Source organism: Streptomyces sp. NRRL F-5122, assembly GCF_001507435.1.
Taxonomy (GTDB): domain Bacteria; phylum Actinomycetota; class Actinomycetes; order Streptomycetales; family Streptomycetaceae; genus Streptomyces; species Streptomyces lannensis.
This window is the reverse complement of sequence record NZ_LMWH01000290.1, coordinates 212,239-228,724: the sequence shown is the minus strand read 5'-3', so window position 1 is coordinate 228,724 and position 16,486 is coordinate 212,239. Positions and strand designations below refer to the sequence as shown.

The 16,486-nt window shown below is 70.0% G+C and carries 14 protein-coding genes; all 14 read left to right on the top strand.

Features of this window, described 5'->3' with window-relative positions; genetic code table 11:
* Positions 1 to 4: 4 nt before the first annotated feature.
* Positions 5 to 1,963: a peptidoglycan D,D-transpeptidase FtsI family protein gene (locus ADL25_RS42160; protein WP_402524309.1), complete on the top strand. Its 1,959-nt coding sequence runs from the start codon at positions 5 to 7 to the stop codon at positions 1,961 to 1,963.
* A gap of 217 nt (positions 1,964 to 2,180) precedes the next feature.
* Positions 2,181 to 3,701 carry a UDP-N-acetylmuramoyl-L-alanyl-D-glutamate--2,6-diaminopimelate ligase gene (locus tag ADL25_RS42155; RefSeq protein WP_059133230.1) on the top strand — a complete coding sequence of 507 codons (1,521 nt, stop codon included), beginning with the start codon at positions 2,181 to 2,183 and terminating at the stop codon, positions 3,699 to 3,701.
* A gap of 4 nt (positions 3,702 to 3,705) precedes the next feature.
* Complete coding sequence (locus tag ADL25_RS42150) at positions 3,706 to 5,121, top strand: UDP-N-acetylmuramoyl-tripeptide--D-alanyl-D-alanine ligase (RefSeq protein WP_059133229.1); 1,416 nt, start codon at positions 3,706 to 3,708, stop codon at positions 5,119 to 5,121.
* Entirely contained in the window at positions 5,121 to 6,209 is a 1,089-nt protein-coding gene (mraY, locus tag ADL25_RS42145) for a phospho-N-acetylmuramoyl-pentapeptide-transferase (RefSeq protein WP_107116849.1), read from the top strand. The genes ADL25_RS42150 and mraY overlap by 1 nt, the downstream gene beginning before the upstream one ends.
* Positions 6,191 to 7,618 (top strand): UDP-N-acetylmuramoyl-L-alanine--D-glutamate ligase, encoded by a 1,428-nt coding sequence (gene murD / locus ADL25_RS42140; protein ID WP_059133227.1) that lies wholly within the window; start codon positions 6,191 to 6,193, stop codon positions 7,616 to 7,618. The genes mraY and murD overlap by 19 nt, the downstream gene beginning before the upstream one ends.
* Positions 7,619 to 7,765: 147 nt before the next feature.
* Complete coding sequence (gene ftsW / locus ADL25_RS42135) at positions 7,766 to 9,088, top strand: putative lipid II flippase FtsW (protein WP_059133226.1); 1,323 nt, start codon at positions 7,766 to 7,768, stop codon at positions 9,086 to 9,088.
* A 6-nt stretch (positions 9,089 to 9,094) separates the two neighbouring features.
* Positions 9,095 to 10,192: an undecaprenyldiphospho-muramoylpentapeptide beta-N-acetylglucosaminyltransferase gene (gene murG / locus ADL25_RS42130; protein ID WP_059133225.1), complete on the top strand. Its 1,098-nt coding sequence runs from the start codon at positions 9,095 to 9,097 to the stop codon at positions 10,190 to 10,192.
* 93 nt (positions 10,193 to 10,285) lie between these two features.
* Positions 10,286 to 11,062, top strand: coding sequence for a cell division protein FtsQ/DivIB (locus ADL25_RS42125; protein WP_059133224.1), 777 nt, complete (start codon positions 10,286 to 10,288; stop codon positions 11,060 to 11,062).
* A 279-nt stretch (positions 11,063 to 11,341) separates the two neighbouring features.
* Complete coding sequence (gene ftsZ, locus ADL25_RS42120; RefSeq protein WP_059133223.1) at positions 11,342 to 12,535, top strand: cell division protein FtsZ; 1,194 nt, start codon at positions 11,342 to 11,344, stop codon at positions 12,533 to 12,535.
* Positions 12,532 to 13,260 carry a peptidoglycan editing factor PgeF gene (pgeF, locus tag ADL25_RS42115; RefSeq protein ID WP_059133222.1) on the top strand — a complete coding sequence of 243 codons (729 nt, stop codon included), beginning with the start codon at positions 12,532 to 12,534 and terminating at the stop codon, positions 13,258 to 13,260. The genes ftsZ and pgeF overlap by 4 nt, the downstream gene beginning before the upstream one ends.
* Positions 13,261 to 13,265: 5 nt before the next feature.
* Positions 13,266 to 13,985 carry a YggS family pyridoxal phosphate-dependent enzyme gene (locus ADL25_RS42110; protein WP_059133300.1) on the top strand — a complete coding sequence of 240 codons (720 nt, stop codon included), beginning with the start codon at positions 13,266 to 13,268 and terminating at the stop codon, positions 13,983 to 13,985.
* Between the two features lie 128 nt (positions 13,986 to 14,113).
* Positions 14,114 to 14,755, top strand: coding sequence for a cell division protein SepF (locus tag ADL25_RS42105; RefSeq protein WP_059133221.1), 642 nt, complete (start codon positions 14,114 to 14,116; stop codon positions 14,753 to 14,755).
* 52 nt (positions 14,756 to 14,807) lie between these two features.
* Positions 14,808 to 15,098: a YggT family protein gene (locus ADL25_RS42100; RefSeq protein ID WP_059133220.1), complete on the top strand. Its 291-nt coding sequence runs from the start codon at positions 14,808 to 14,810 to the stop codon at positions 15,096 to 15,098.
* Positions 15,099 to 15,150: 52 nt separating this feature from the next.
* Positions 15,151 to 16,374, top strand: coding sequence for a DivIVA domain-containing protein (locus tag ADL25_RS42095; RefSeq protein WP_059133219.1), 1,224 nt, complete (start codon positions 15,151 to 15,153; stop codon positions 16,372 to 16,374).
* Positions 16,375 to 16,486 lie beyond the last annotated feature (112 nt).

Genomic DNA, 16,486 nt, shown 5'->3' with positions numbered 1-16,486 from the left:
GGAAGTGTCCGACAGGGAACCGCCGCGCCGCCGCGTGCCCGGCCCCGCGCGGCCCGCTCGTCCCGTGCGCCCGGACGCACGGCGTCACCCGGGCTCCGGTGCCCGACCCGTACGCCGCCCCGCCCCGGCCCGCGTGCCCGCCCCGCGTATCAGGCTGGGCAACCCGCGCCCCCGGCTGCGCCTGGTCGGCCTCGCCCTCACCCTGGTCCTGCTCGTCTTCGTCGTACGGTTGCTCCAGGTGCAGGCCGTGGACGCGAGCGCATACGCCGCCAAGGCCGATCAGAACCGCTATGTGGGCCGGACGCTGGCCGCCGTACGCGGCGAGATCACGGACCGCAACGGGGTGGAGCTCGCGACCAGCGTGGACGCGTACGACATCACGGCCGACCCGACGCTGTTCACGGCGAAGGCCACCGGGACACCGGACGCCCCCGAGCAGGCCGCCGCGCTGCTCGCCCCGATCATCGACCAGGACGCCGCCCTGGTCGCGAAGAAGCTCAGGACCCCGCACACCCGCTACGTCCTGCTGGCCCGCCGGCGCACCCCGCAGGTGTGGAACCAGATCAAGGACCTGAAGAACACGCTCGCCGACAAGGCCAGGAGCGACAAGGGGACGGTCAACGTCCTCGCCGGCGTCCTCGCCGAGCCCACCAACAAGCGCGTCTACCCGAACGGCGAGCTCGCCGCCGGGATACTGGGCTGGGTCAACGCCGACGGCAAGGGCGGCGGCGGCATCGAGCAGCAGCTGGACGAGGATCTGGCGGGCAAGGACGGCAAGATCCGCTACGCGCAGTCCGGCGGCCGGCTCGTGCCCACCGCCGGTTCCGCCGAGACGCCCGCCGTGGCCGGCTCCGACGTGGAGCTGACCATCGACCGCGACATCCAGTGGGCGGCCCAGAACGCCATCACCCAGCAGGTGAAGACGTCCCATGCGGACCGCGGCTATGTGGTCGTGCAGGACACCCGCACCGGCCAGATCCTCGCCATGGCGAACTCGCCGGGCTTCGATCCCAACGACCTGTCCAAGGCCAATGCCGCGGCCCTCGGCAACGCGGCCGTCCAGGACGCCTACGAGCCCGGCTCCACCGCCAAGGTGATGTCGATGGCCGCCGTGCTGCAGGAGAACGTCGCCACCCCGATGACCCATGTCGTCGTGCCCAACCGGCTGCACCGCGGCGACCGCCTCTTCCAGGACGACGTCGACCACGAGACCTGGAACCTGACGCTGAACGGGGTCCTCGCCAAGTCCAGCAACATCGGTACGATCCTGGCGACCGGCCAGCTCGGCAAGACGCAGCCGGAGGCCAACCGGGTCCTGTATTCGTACCTGCGCAAATTCGGCATCGGCAGTTCCACCGGCCTGGGCTTCCCCGGTGAGACGAGAGGCATCCTCGCGCCGCCCGAGAAATGGTCGACGTCGCAGCAGTACACGATTCCTTTCGGCCAGGGCGTGTCGATCAACGCGGTCCAGGCCGCCTCCGTCTACTCGACCATCGCCAACGGCGGCGTCCGCGTCGAGCCGAGCCTGGTGCGCGGCACGAAGGGCGCGGACGGCCGCTTCACACCGGCCGCGAAACCGCAGGAGTCCAGGGTCGTCAGCGAAAGAACGGCGAAGACCCTCGCCCAGATGCTGGAGTCCGTCGTGGACGACCGGGAGGGCACGGGCGTCGCGGCCCGCATCCCCGGCTACCGGGTCGCGGGTAAGACGGGTACGGCGAACCGCGTGGATCCGGCCACCGGCAAGTACCGCGGTTACACCTCCTCCTTCGCCGGGTTCGCCCCCGCGGACAACCCCCGGGTGACCGTCTACTGCGCCATCCAGAACGCCACCAAGGGCAGCTACTACGGCGGTCAGATCTGCGGACCCGTCTTCAAGCAGGTCATGGAGTTCGCCCTGAAGACCCTCCAGGTCCCACCCACCGGGGCCGCGGCCGCGAAGCTGCCCGTCACGTTCTCGCCATGATCAGCACTACGGGAAGACCACCAGGAACCAGCTCGTGACATCGATCACCCCCGATCCCGGGAACCACGCCCCGCCTTCGCCCACCTGCCTCCCACCACCGCCGGCGCCGGAGCGCGCTGCGCGCGGGCTCCCTTTTCGCTCCGGTGGGGGCACGCCCGGTACGCTCACCGCCGTGCCACACGCTGATCAGTCCCCCACTTCCCAGAAAGGCGCTTCCGTGACGTATCCGGGGCCGCCGCGACCGGTTCAGGTCTCCGCCACATCCCTCGCGGAGCTCGCCGGCCAGCTGGGTGCCACCGCACCGGAGAACCCCGCCGAGGTCACGGGCATCACCCATGACTCGCGCGCGGTCCGCCCGGGCGACCTGTACGCCGCGCTCCCGGGCGCCCGGCTGCACGGTGCCGACTTCGTCACCCAGGCCGCCGGTCTCGGCGCGGTCGCCGTGCTGACCGACCCGACGGGCGCCGAGCGCGCCGCCGCCACCGGGCTGCCTGTCCTGGTCGCCGACGATCCGCGCGGACGGATGGGCGAACTGGCGGCGACGATCTACGGCCACCCGGGACGGGACCTGCTCCAGATCGGCATCACCGGTACCTCCGGCAAGACCACGACCGCCTATCTCGTCGAGGGCGGGCTGCGCACGACCCGCAGCACCGGCCTCATCGGCACGGTCGAGATGCGCATCGGCGACGAGCGCATCAAGTCCGAGCGCACCACGCCCGAAGCCACGGACCTGCAGGCCCTGTTCGCGGTCATGCGCGAGCGCGGGGTCGAGGCGGTCGCCATGGAGGTCTCCAGCCATGCGCTGGTCCTCGGCAGGGTCGACGGCTGCGTCTTCGACGTCGCGGTCTTCACCAACCTCAGCCCGGAACACATGGAGTTCCACTCCGACATGGAGGACTACTTCCGGGCCAAGGCGCAGCTGTTCACCGAGAAGCGCAGCCGGATCGGCGTCGTCAACTTCGACGACGAGTACGGCCGCAGGCTCGTCAAGGAGGCCGGGGTCCCGGTCGTCACGTACTCGGCCGAGGGCCATCCGGACGCCGACTGGCGCGCCGAGGACGTCCGGATCGGCCGGCTCGACTCGGCCTTCACCGTGTTCGGTCCCGAGGGCCTGCGCATCTCCGCCAAGTCGCCGCTCCCGGGCCCCTTCAACGTGGCCAACACCCTCGCCGCGATCGTCGCCCTCGCCACGGCCGGCATCGACCCGCAGACCGCCGCCGACGGCATCGCCGCCGTGCCGGGCGTCCCAGGCCGCCTGGAGCGCGTGGACGCCGGGCAGCCCTACCTCGCGGTGGTCGACTACGCCCACAAGACCGACGCCGTCGAATCGGTGCTGCGCGCCCTGCGCAAGGTCACCGAGGGCAAACTGCACATCGTGCTCGGCTGCGGCGGCGACCGGGACACCACCAAACGCGCCCCGATGGGCGCCGCCGCGGCCCGGCTCGCCGACACGGCCGTGCTGACCTCCGACAACCCGCGCTCCGAGGATCCTCTCGCGATCCTCGCGACCATGCTGGAGGGTGCGGCCTCCGTACCCGCACACGAACGGGGCGAGGTGCAGGTCTTCGAGGACCGGGCCGCCGCCATCGCCGCCGCCGTGGCCCGTGCGCGGCCCGGGGACACCGTGCTGGTCGCGGGCAAGGGCCACGAACAGGGCCAGGACATCGCCGGGGTGGTCCGTCCCTTCGACGACCGCCAGGTGCTTCGCGAAGCTATCCAGAAGACCCAGGGATGAACTTGTGATCGCCCTCTCCCTCGCCGAGATCGCCACAGTCGTCGGCGGGCAGATGCATGACATACCGGACCCGTCCGTCCAGGTGACCGCGCCGGTCGTGCGGGACTCCCGTGAGGTGGAGCCCGGCGGCCTCTTCGTCGCCTTCGTCGGCGAGCACGTGGACGGGCACGACTTCGCCCCGGCGGTGGTCGAGGCGGGCGCCGCCGCCGTGCTGGCGTCCCGCCCCGTCGGCGTGCCCGCGATCGTCGTGGACGACGTGCAGGCGGCCCTCGGCGCCCTCGCGCGCCACGTGGTGCGGCGGCTGGGGGCGACCGTGGTCGCCCTCACCGGTTCCGCCGGCAAGACCAGCACCAAGGACCTCATCGCCCAGGTGCTCCAGCACAAGGCGCCGACGGTGTGGACGCCCGGCTCGCTCAACAACGAGATCGGGCTGCCGCTCACGGCCCTCAGCGCCACCGAGGAGACGAGGTTCCTCGTGCTGGAGATGGGGGCGCGGGGGATCGGGCACATCCGTTACCTCACGGGTCTGACCCCGCCGCGGATCGGGCTGGTGCTGAACGTCGGCACCGCCCACATCGGCGAGTTCGGCGGCCGTGAGCAGATCGCGCTGGCAAAGGGCGAACTCGTCGAAAGCCTGCCCTCCAAGGACGAGGGCGGCATCGCGGTGCTCAACGCGGACGATCCGCTCGTGCGGGCCATGGCGTCCCGTACGGCGGCGAAGGTGGTCCTTTTCGGAGAGTCCGACGAAGCGGACGTTCGCGCCGAGAACGTGAGACTCACGGACAGTGGACAGCCGGCCTTCAGCCTTCACACACCCTCCGGGTGCAGCGATGTGACCATGCGCCTGTACGGTGAGCACCACGTGTCGAACGCGCTCGCCGCGGCCGCCGTCGCCCATGAGCTGGGCATGTCCGCGGAGGAGATCGCAACCGCGCTCTCCGAGGCGGGCACCCTCTCCCGTTGGCGGATGGAGGTCACCGAGCGCCCGGACGGCGTGACGGTCGTCAACGACGCCTACAACGCGAACCCCGAGTCCATGCGAGCCGCACTGCGCGCGCTCGTGGCGATGGGCAAGGGACGTCGTACGTGGGCGGTGCTCGGCAAGATGGCCGAGCTCGGGGACGAGGCGCTCGCCGAGCACGACGCGGTCGGGCGGCTCGCCGTCCGGCTCAACGTCAGCAAGCTCGTCGCGGTCGGGGGCAGGGAAGCGTCCTGGCTGCAACTGGGCGCATATAACGAGGGTTCGTGGGGTGAGGAGTCGGTGCACGTGTCCGACGCACAGGCGGCGATCGACCTGTTGCGCAGCGAGCTGCGCCCAGGAGACGTCGTACTCGTGAAGGCGTCCCGGTCGGTCGGGCTCGAGAGTGTGGCCCAGGCGCTGCTCGAGACCGGTGCCGAGGGTGAGGTTGCCGCCCGATGATGAAGCAGATCCTGTTCGCAGGAGTCATTGGCCTCTTCCTCACCCTGATCGGCACTCCACTGCTGATCAAGCTGCTGGCCCGCAAGGGCTACGGGCAGTACATCCGCGACGACGGCCCGCGCGAGCACGCCAGCAAGCGCGGCACGCCGACCATGGGTGGCATCGCGTTCATCCTGGCGACGATCGCCGCCTACTTCCTGTCCAAGGTGATCACGAGCTGGACCACCGACAAGGCGGCCACACCGACCTTCTCCGGTGTGCTGGTGCTGGGCCTGATGGCCGGCATGGGCCTGGTCGGCTTCCTCGACGACTACATCAAGATCGTCAAGCGGCGCTCGCTCGGTCTGCGGGCCAAGGCGAAGATGGCCGGCCAGCTGATCGTCGGTATCGCCTTCGCCGTACTGGCACTGCAGTTCGCCGACGCCCGCGGCAACACCCCGGCGTCCACCAAGCTCTCCTTCGTCCAGGACTTCGGCTGGACGATCGGCCCGGTGCTGTTCGTGATCTGGGCGCTGTTCATGATCCTCGCGATGTCGAACGGCGTGAACCTGACCGACGGTCTGGACGGCCTCGCCACCGGCGCCTCCGTGCTCGTCTTCGGCGCGTACACGTTCATCGGCGTCTGGCAGTTCCAGGAGTCCTGCGCCAACGCGGCGACCCTGACCAACCCGGCCGCCTGTTACGAGGTACGAGATCCACTCGACCTGGCCGTGGTCTCCTCCGCGCTGATGGGCGCCTGCCTCGGCTTCCTGTGGTGGAACACCTCGCCCGCCAAGATCTTCATGGGTGACACCGGATCGCTGGCCCTCGGCGGCGCGCTGGCCGGCCTCGCGATCTGCTCCCGCACCGAGCTGCTGCTCGCGCTGCTGGGCGGCCTCTTCGTCCTGATCACCATGTCGGTCGTCATCCAGGTCGGCTCGTTCCGCCTCACCGGCCGCCGCGTCTTCCGCATGGCGCCACTCCAGCACCACTTCGAGCTCAAAGGCTGGTCCGAAGTCCTGGTCGTGGTCCGCTTCTGGATCATTCAGGGAATCTGCGTGATCGTGGGTCTTGGCATCTTCTACGCGGGATGGGCAGCGGAAAAGTGACCGACTGGCAGGGGAAGCACGTCACCGTCGCCGGCCTCGGCGTCTCCGGCGTCCCGGCGGCCAAGGTGCTCAACGGGCTCGGCGCTCGCGTCACGGTCGTGAACGACGGCGACGACGAGCGGGCCCGGGCACAGGCCGCCGAGCTGGAGGCGCTCGGCATCACGGTCCGGCTCGGCGACGGCGCCACCCTGCCCGAAGGCACCGACCTCATCGTCACCGCGCCCGGCTGGAGGCCCGACAAGCCGCTGTTCGCGGCGGCGGCCGAGGCCGGTGTACCGGTCTGGGGCGATGTCGAGCTGGCCTGGCGGCTGAGGGGCCCCGACGCGGCCCCCTGGCTCGCTGTCACGGGGACCAACGGCAAGACCACCACCGTGCAGATGCTCGCCTCGATCCTGCGGGCGGCGGGCCTGCGCACGGCCGCCGTCGGCAACATCGGGGTCTCGCTGCTGGACGCCGTCCTCGGCGAGGAGCAGTACGACGTCCTCGCGGTGGAGCTGTCCAGCTATCAGCTGCACTGGGCCCCGTCGCTGCGCGCCCACTCCGCCGCGGTGCTCAACCTGGCGCCCGACCACCTCGACTGGCACGGCTCGATGGAGGCGTACGTCGCCGACAAGGGCCGTATCTACGAGGGCAATCGGGTCGCCTGCGTCTACAACGTCGCCGACAAGGCGACCGAGGACCTGGTGCGCGAGGCGGACGTCGAGGAGGGCTGCCGGGCCATCGGCTTCACCCTCGGCACGCCCGCTCCGTCCCAACTCGGCGTCGTCGACGGCATCCTGGTCGATCGAGCCTTCGTCGAGGGCCGGCAGAAGAACGCACAGGAGCTGGCCGAGGTCTCCGACGTGAACCCGCCGGCTCCGCACAACGTCGCCAACGCCCTTGCCGCGGCGGCCCTCGCGCGCGCCTTCGGGGTGCCCGCCGGGGCCGTACGGGAGGGGCTGCGGTCCTTCACCCCGGACGCCCACCGCATCGCGCATGTGGCGGACGTGGACGGGGTCGCCTATGTCGACGACTCCAAGGCCACCAACACCCATGCGGCGGAAGCCTCGTTGGCGGCGTACGAGTCGATCGTGTGGATCGCCGGCGGGCTCGCCAAGGGGGCCACCTTCGACGAACTGGTCGCCAGGTCGGCGAAGCGGCTTCGCGGTGTGGTGCTCATCGGTGCGGATCGCGCGCTGATCGGTGAAGCCCTCACGCGACACGCCCCGGAAGTACCCGTCGTCGACCTCGACCGGACCGACACTGGGGCGATGCGTGCGGCCGTGCAGGAGGCGCGACGGCTCGCGCACTCCGGGGACACGGTGCTGTTGGCTCCCGCTTGCGCCTCCATGGACATGTTCGCGAACTACAACAAGCGCGGGGACGCGTTCGCGGAGGCCGTACGCGAACTCGGGACCGCGGGCGCCTGACGGCGGGCCCCGGTCGCTCCGGGCGCGCCCGGGATCCCTGGGAGGGACGCGTGACGACGCCATCGTGGTCGGTCTTTCGCGGGCGGCTGCCCGCCGGCGGCACCGCTCCGTGCAGCGAGGTGACCGGTGGCATCCAGTAGCCGTGCGGTGCAGCGGCCGGCCGGGCGGCCCACCGGTCCCCGCTTCTCGCGCGACAACTCCGCGGTCCGTCTCGTCACCCGGGCCCGGCGGGCCTGGGACCGCCCGCTCACGGCCTACTACCTGATCCTCGGCGGAAGCCTGCTGATCACCGTGCTGGGCCTGGTGATGGTCTACTCGGCCTCGCAGATCACCGCGCTGCAGATGTCGCTGCCGGGGTCGTACTTCTTCCGGAAGCAGTTCCTCGCCGCCTCCATCGGCGCCGTGCTGCTGCTCGTCGCGTCGCGGATGCCCGTGAAACTCCACCGGGCGCTGGCGTACCCGATACTGGCGGGTGCTGTCTTCCTGATGGCACTGGTGCAGGTGCCCGGGATAGGGATGTCGGTCAACGGCAACCAGAACTGGATCTCGCTCGGCGGCTCCTTCCAGATCCAGCCCAGTGAGTTCGGCAAGCTCGCCCTCGTACTGTGGGGCGCCGACCTGATCGCCCGCAAGCAGGACAAGCGGCTGCTCGGACAGTGGAAGCACATGCTCGTGCCGCTCGTCCCGGTGGCGTTCCTGCTGCTCGGGCTGATCATGCTCGGCGGCGACATGGGCACGGCCATCATCCTGACCGCGATCCTCTTCGGGCTGCTGTGGCTGGCCGGGGCCCCCACCCGGCTGTTCGTCGCGGTGCTGTCCATCGCGGCAACGATCGGCGTGATCCTGATCAAGACCAGCCCGAACCGCATGGCCCGGCTCTCCTGCATCGGGGCGACCGAGGCCCAGTCGGGCCCGGTCGACTGCTGGCAGGCCGTGCACGGCATCTACGCCCTGGCTTCCGGTGGAATCTTCGGTTCCGGCCTTGGTGCGAGTGTAGAGAAATGGGGCCAACTGCCCGAAGCGCACACCGACTTCATCTTCGCCGTCACCGGTGAGGAACTGGGCCTCGCGGGGACGCTGTCGGTGCTCGCCCTCTTCGCGGCTCTAGGCTATGCGGGTATCCGCGTGGCCGGACGCACGGAGGACCCCTTCGTGAGGTATGCCGCGGGAGGCGTGACGACCTGGATCACCGCTCAGGCGGTGATCAACATCGGTGCGGTGCTCGGCCTGCTGCCGATCGCCGGCGTCCCTCTCCCGCTGTTCTCCTACGGGGGATCCGCCCTGCTGCCGACCATGTTCGCCATCGGGTTGCTGATCGCCTTCGCGCGCGACGACCCCGCTGCGCGGGCGGCGCTTGCGATGCGGCAACCTCGCTTTGGTAGAAAGCGGGCGGGAGGCCCTTCGGGGCCTCGGAGATGGAACACGATGCGACGGCGTGCCTCGGCGGCGCGCTCGTCCGGAGAGCGGTGAATTTCGGTGCATGTCGTACTCGCCGGTGGGGGGACCGCCGGCCACATCGAGCCCGCGCTCGCCCTCGCGGACGCCCTGCGCAGGCAGGATCCGACCGTGGGAATCACGGCACTGGGCACGGAGCGCGGTCTGGAGACGCGGCTCGTTCCCGAGCGGGGCTACGAACTCGCGCTGATCCCGGCCGTGCCTCTGCCACGGAAGCCGACCCCCGAGCTGATCACGGTCCCCGGGCGGCTGCGCGGCACGATCAAGGCGGCCGAGCAGATCCTGGAGCGGACCAAGGCGGACGCCGTCGTCGGGTTCGGCGGTTATGTCGCCCTGCCCGGTTACCTGGCGGCCAAGCGGCTCGGTGTGCCGATCGTCATCCATGAGGCCAACGCGCGCCCCGGTCTGGCCAACAAGATCGGCTCGCGGTACGCGGCCCAGGTCGCCGTCTCCACCCCCGACAGCAAGCTACGTGGCGCCCGCTACATCGGCATCCCGCTGCGCCGTTCCATCGCCGTTCTGGACCGCGCCGCGGTGCGTCCGGAGGCCCGTGCCGCCTTCGGGCTCGACCCGAACCTGCCGACGCTGCTGGTCTCCGGCGGCTCGCAGGGCGCCCGCAGGCTCAACGAGGTGGTCCAGCAGGTCGCTCCGTATCTGCAGCAGTGCGGGATCCAGATCCTGCACGCGGTGGGCCCGAAGAACGAACTGCCGCGCGTCCATCAGATGCCGGGGATGCCCCCTTACGTCCCGGTACCGTACGTGGACCGGATGGACCTCGCGTACGCCGCGGCCGACATGATGCTCTGCCGTGCGGGCGCGATGACCGTCGCCGAACTCTCCGCCGTCGGGCTCCCGGCCGCATACGTCCCGCTGCCCATCGGCAACGGCGAACAGCGGCTGAACGCCCAGCCGGTGGTGAAGGCGGGCGGCGGACTGCTGGTCGACGACGCGGAGCTGACCCCCGAGTGGGTCCAGCAGAACGTGGTGCCCGTGCTCGCCGACCCGCATCGGCTGTACCAGATGTCCCGCGCGGCCTCCGAGTTCGGCCGCCGGGACGCCGACGAACTGCTCGTCGGCATGGTGTACGAGGCGATCGCCTCGGCACGGGCCGCCCGCTGACAACGGGCGCACAGGACGGCGAGTGAGCCGTCGCGGTGGGGGTACTCGCGGCTTTCGGCCGCGGGAGAACCGACCCAGGGAGAAGGAGGGCGCGTGGCCGGACAGATGACCGCCGAGCGCGGCGAACGGCAGCAGCTGGAGTCCGGCCCGCCCCGGTCGCCCCGTGTTCACCGGCGCCGTATGCTCATCATCCTTTTCCTTGCCGTGGTGTTGACGGGCGGCGGCTCCATCTGGCTGCTGTACGGCTCCCCGTGGTTGCGTGTGGAGCGCGTCTCCGTCACGGGGACGGATGTGCTGACCCGGGCGCAGGTGCGCGAGGCCGCCGGTGTCCGGCTCGGTACGCCGCTGATTTCCCTCGACACCGATGCGATCGAGGCGCGCCTGCGCCGGAAATTGCCCAGGATCGACTCGGTTGACGTCTCCCGTTCCTGGCCCCATGGAATCGGGCTGAAAGTGACCGAACGCACCCCGGTTCTGATCCTGGGAGACGGCGGAAAGTTCACCGAAGTGGACCGGGAAGGCGTACGGTTCGCGACCGTTTCCGCCCCTCCGAAGGGCGTCCCCGCTCTGGAATTGACCGGGGAGCGTTCGGCCACCACAACGCGTTTCGGTACCGGGCGGTTGATCGGTGCGGCGGCCCGAGTCGTCCAGGACGTTCCCGCCGCCGTCGCCCGGGACATGCGGACCGTCACGGTCCGTTCCTATGACTCCATCTCGCTGAAGTTGAGCGGCGGACGGACCGTCGAGTGGGGCAGCAGCGAGAAGGGCCGCGCCAAGGCGGTCGCACTGAGCGCGCTGGTGAAAGCCGCCTCCGGCGCCCGGCACTTCGACGTAAGTGTTCCCAGCGCCCCTGCGTCATCGGGGAGTTGACGGCCGTCCGTGCAGGCCAGCACCCTGGTTGGGCAGCGCTACGGCTGATCACATAGGGTGAAAAGAAAAACGGGAGGTTCGGCGTGTTCGTTGAACGTGCGCCACTTGTCGACTTAGTGTCCTGTTCGGAAGAGTCCAAGGAACAGGCACACTGGTAACCCTAAACTTCAGGGTTAGGGTTCGGGTCGGCGTTCGGACCGTCCCATTCGGCATCTGCCGGCGAGCCGCGGGGCAGCCGCGGGACGACGGCAACGTAATTCGAGGCGAGAGGCCTTCGACGTGGCAGCACCGCAGAACTACCTCGCAGTCATCAAGGTCATCGGTGTCGGCGGCGGTGGTGTCAATGCCATCAACCGGATGATCGAGGTCGGCCTCAAGGGCGTCGAGTTCATCGCCATCAACACCGACGCGCAAGCCCTGTTGATGAGCGACGCCGACGTCAAGCTCGACGTCGGCCGCGAACTCACCCGCGGACTCGGCGCAGGAGCCAACCCGGCCGTCGGCCGCAAGGCCGCCGAGGACCACCGCGAGGAGATCGAGGAGGTCCTCAAGGGGGCCGACATGGTCTTCGTGACGGCCGGTGAAGGCGGCGGCACCGGCACCGGCGGCGCGCCCGTCGTGGCCAACATCGCACGCTCCCTCGGAGCCCTCACCATCGGCGTGGTCACCCGGCCGTTCACCTTCGAAGGACGGCGCCGCGCCAACCAGGCCGAAGACGGCATCGCCGAACTCCGCGAAGAGGTCGACACCCTCATCGTCATCCCGAACGACCGGCTGCTGTCCATCTCGGACCGCCAGGTCTCCGTCCTCGACGCCTTCAAGTCGGCGGACCAGGTCCTGCTCTCCGGTGTCCAGGGCATCACGGACCTCATCACCACCCCCGGCCTGATCAACCTCGACTTCGCCGACGTGAAGTCCGTCATGTCCGAGGCCGGTTCGGCCCTCATGGGGATCGGCTCGGCCCGCGGTGACGACCGCGCGGTGGCCGCGGCCGAGATGGCGATCTCCTCGCCGCTGCTCGAGGCCTCCATCGACGGTGCGCGCGGTGTGCTGCTGTCCATCTCGGGCGGCTCCGACCTCGGTCTGTTCGAGATCAACGAGGCCGCCCAGCTGGTGAGCGAGGCCGCGCACCCCGAGGCGAACATCATCTTCGGTGCCGTCATCGACGACGCCCTCGGCGACGAGGTGCGGGTCACGGTCATCGCCGCGGGCTTCGACGGAGGCCAGCCCCCCGCCAAGCGGGACAACGTCCTCGGCTCGTCCGCCGCGAGGCGCGAGGAGCCCACGCCGGCCCGTCCGGCCGAGGGCCGCCCGTCCTTCGGCTCGCTCGGCAGCGTCACGCCCAAGGAGGCGCCGGAGCCCGCTCCGGAGCCGGTGAGCGAGCTCCCGGTCACCCCGCCGCCGATCCCGCAGTCGCGCAGCTACTCGGACAGCGCGGCCGAGGAACTGGACGTACCGGACTTCCTGAAGTGATAGGACAGCGCGACACCGTGAGCGGCGCGCACTTCGCCTTCACCGACAGGTGGGGCGGGGTGAGCGCCGCTCCGTACGAGGAGCTCAATCTCGGCGGTGCGGTCGGCGACGACCCCGGCACCGTCCGCACCAACCGCGAGCTGGCCGCGAAGTCGCTGGGGCTCGACCCCGTCCGGGTCGTCTGGATGAACCAGGTGCACGGAGCGGACGTGGCGGTGGTGGACGAACCCTGGGGTGAAAAGCCGGTGCCCGAGGTTGACGGGATCGTCACCGTCCGGCGTGGTCTCGCACTCGCCGTGCTCACCGCCGACTGCACCCCCGTTCTGCTCGCCGACCCCGTCGCCGGGGTCGCGGCCGCCGCGCACGCGGGCCGACCCGGCATGGTCGCCGGGGTCGTCCCGGCCGTGGTGCGGGCGATGACGGAACTGGGCGCCGAGCCGTCCCGGATCGTCGCCCGCACGGGGCCCGCGGTCTGCGGCCGGTGCTACGAGGTGCCCGAGTCGATGCGCGCCGACGTGTCGGCCGTCGAACCGACGGCGCACGCCGAGACCAGCTGGGGCACTCCGGCGGTCGACGTGAGCGCCGGAGTGCATGCGCAGCTCGAACGGCTCGGGGTGCACGACCGGGTGCAGTCGCCGGTGTGCACGCTGGAGTCGGTTGATCACTTCTCGTACCGCCGCGACCGCACCACCGGGCGACTCGCGGGATATGTCTGGCTGGACTGATGGGCATGACGGACCGTAGAGACCAGATCGCGGCGAACCTCGCGAAAGTCGAGGACCGCATCGCGGCCGCGTGCGCAGCGGCGGCACGCAAGCGGGAAGAGGTGACCCTCATCGTGGTCACCAAGACCTATCCCGCGAGTGATGTGCGGATTCTCTCGGAGCTCGGGGTCCGCCACGTCGCCGAGAACCGCGACCAGGACGCGGCGCCCAAGGCGGCGGCTTGCTCGGATCTGCCGCTTACGTGGCATTTCGTCGGTCAGTTGCAGACCAACAAGGTGCGATCCGTGGTCGGTTACGCGGATCTCGTGCAGTCCGTCGACCGATCCAGGCTGGTGACGTCGCTGTCGCGGGAGGCCGTGCGGGCCGGGCGCGAGATCGGCTGCCTCATCCAGGTCGCGCTCGACGCGGACGCGAGCGGGCGGGGCGCGCGTGGCGGTGTGGCACCCGCGGGAATCGAAGAGTTGGGCGACCTCGTCGCGGATGCCGAAGGGCTGCGGTTGGACGGACTGATGACCGTCGCGCCGCTCACCGGCGAGTACGCGGGGCGTCAACAGGCGGCGTTCGAGCGGTTGATGGATTTGTCGACCGACCTGCGCCGAGCCCATCCGGCTGCAACCATGGTCTCGGCAGGAATGAGTGCGGACCTCGATCAGGCCGTGGCGGCCGGGGCGACACATGTGCGCGTCGGTACCGCGGTACTCGGAGTCCGCCCCAGGCTCGGGTAACGTCGCCAAGAAGTCGGACCACAGCAGAAAATATGGTCATTAACGCTGCTAGCGGGCGTAACGACCTCGTGGATCGCGGGCACTTGGCGGTCGTCAGCCGATCCACCACAGAGCGGAGGACTCAGAGCATGGCCGGCGCGATGCGCAAGATGGCGGTCTACCTCGGCCTCGTGGAGGACGATGGGTACGACGGCAGGGGATTCGACCCCGACGACGACTTCGAGCCCGAACTCGACCCGGAGCCGGAGAGGGACCGCAGGCGGCACGAGCCGTCACACCAGTCACACCAGGCGCATCAGCCCCAACGGGACGAATCGGTGCGAATGGTGCAGCCGCCGGCGCAGCGTGAACCGGCGCCGCAACCCGCTTCGCTTCCCGCGGAATCGGGGCGTCCGGCTCGCATCGCCCCCGTGGCATCCATCACACAAGAACGCCAGAGTATGGAGAAGAACGCGCCGGTGATCATGCCCAAGGTCGTGTCCGAACGAGAGCCGTACCGGATCACCACGCTCCACCCCCGGACGTACAACGAGGCCCGTACCATCGGGGAACACTTCCGTGAGGGCACGCCGGTGATCATGAATCTGACTGAGATGGATGACACAGATGCGAAGCGACTTGTCGACTTTGCGGCCGGTTTGGTGTTTGGTCTTCATGGCAGCATCGAACGGGTGACGCAGAAGGTGTTCCTGTTGTCGCCTGCTAACGTCGATGTCACAGCGGAGGACAAGGCCCGCATCGCAGAGGGCGGGTTCTTCAACCAGAGCTGAGACGCACCACCGGAAAGAGCGCGGGAAAACAGGGGAGAGGGAAGCACGGATCATGGGCGTGTTCCTGGAGGTTGTCTACATCGTGCTGATGTGCTTCCTCGTCGTGCTGATTTTCCGACTGGTCATGGACTATGTCTTCCAGTTCGCCCGCTCATGGCAACCCGGCAAGGCGATGGTGGTCGTTCTGGAGGCCACCTACACTGTCACCGATCCACCGTTGAAGCTTCTGCGGCGGTTCATCCCGCCGCTGCGTCTCGGGGGCGTGGCGCTCGACCTGTCCTTCTTCGTTCTGATGATCATCGTCTACATCCTGATCTCCATCGTGGGGAATCTCGCGAGGTGAATGTGGACGATACGGTCTTGCCGACTGCCGATGACTACGTTGAGGTGAAGAGATGCCGTTGACCCCCGAGGACGTGCGGAACAAGCAGTTCACGACCGTCCGCCTCCGAGAAGGCTATGACGAGGACGAGGTCGATGCCTTCCTCGACGAGGTCGAAGCCGAACTGACCCGCCTACTCCGGGAGAACGAGGATCTGCGGGCCAAGCTGGCCGCCGCCACCCGTGCCGCCGCGCAGAACCAGCAGAACATGCGCAAGCCTCCGGAGGCGCCGGACCAGCCGCAGGGCATGCGCGGTCCCGGCGGTCCCGTGCCCGCCGGCATATCGGGCCCGCCGCAGCAGCAGATGGGTGGCCCCATGGGTGGACCGCCCCAGCTGCCCAGCGGTGCACCGCAGCTGCCTGCCGGCCCCGGTGGGCAGGGCGGTCCGCAGGGTCCCGGCCCGATGGGTCAGGGGCAGATGGGCCAGGGCCCGATGGGCCAGGGTCCGATGGGTCAGGGGCAGATGGGCCAGGGTCCGATGGGTCAGGGTCCGATGGGTCAGGGCCCCATGGGTCAGGGTCCGATGGGGCAGCCCCCCATGGGTCAGCCTCCGATGGGCCAGCCCCCGATGCCGCAGCAGATGGGCGGCCCGATGGGCGGTCCCATGGGTGGTCCCGGCATGCCCGGTCAGGGCCCCGGCGGCGACAGTGCCGCGCGTGTCCTCTCGCTGGCCCAGCAGACCGCCGACCAGGCGATCGCGGAGGCCCGCTCCGAGGCCAACAAGATCGTCGGTGAGGCCCGCAGCCGCGCCGAGGGTCTTGAGCGCGACGCCCGTGCCAAGGCCGACGCCCTGGAGCGGGACGCGCAGGAGAAGCACCGTGTCGCGATGGGCTCCCTGGAGTCCGCCCGCGCCACGCTGGAGCGCAAGGTCGAGGACCTGCGCGGCTTCGAGCGCGAGTACCGCACGCGGCTGAAGTCGTACCTGGAGTCGCAGCTGCGTCAGCTGGAGACCCAGGCGGACGACTCGCTGGCCCCGCCGCGGACCCCGGCCACGGCCTCCCTGCCCTCGCCGGCGGCGCCGTCGATGGCTCCGGCGGGTGCGAGCGCCCCGTCGTACGGCGGCAACCAGACGATGGGCGGTGCTCCGGCACCTGCCCCTCCGTCCTACGGCGGTCAGCAGCAGATGTCTCCGGCGATGACCCAGCCGATGGCACCGGTCCGGCCGCAGGGCCCGTCGCCGATGGGCCAGGCTCCCTCGCCGATGCGCGGGTTCCTCATCGACGAGGACGACAACTGACGGCAAGAACGCCATAGGCGTCGGCAACACTAAGGGCGGGGCTCCGGATTCATCCGGAGCCCCGCCCTTGTGCTACGCGCGTTCGGGGGCACTGCGGCCTGCGTTCGGGCGT

Excerpts from the sequence above, each read along its gene's own strand:
- ADL25_RS42110 (WP_059133300.1), top strand. The coding sequence starts at position 13,266 with ATGACGGACCGTAGAGACCAGATCGCGGCGAACCTCGCGAAAGTCGAG.
- ADL25_RS42105 (WP_059133221.1), top strand. The coding sequence starts at position 14,114 with ATGGCCGGCGCGATGCGCAAGATGGCGGTCTACCTCGGCCTCGTGGAG.
- ADL25_RS42095 (WP_059133219.1), top strand. The coding sequence starts at position 15,151 with ATGCCGTTGACCCCCGAGGACGTGCGGAACAAGCAGTTCACGACCGTC.
- mraY (WP_107116849.1), top strand. The coding sequence starts at position 5,121 with ATGAAGCAGATCCTGTTCGCAGGAGTCATTGGCCTCTTCCTCACCCTG.
- ADL25_RS42100 (WP_059133220.1), top strand. The coding sequence starts at position 14,808 with ATGGGCGTGTTCCTGGAGGTTGTCTACATCGTGCTGATGTGCTTCCTC.
- murD (WP_059133227.1), top strand. The coding sequence starts at position 6,191 with ATGGGCAGCGGAAAAGTGACCGACTGGCAGGGGAAGCACGTCACCGTC.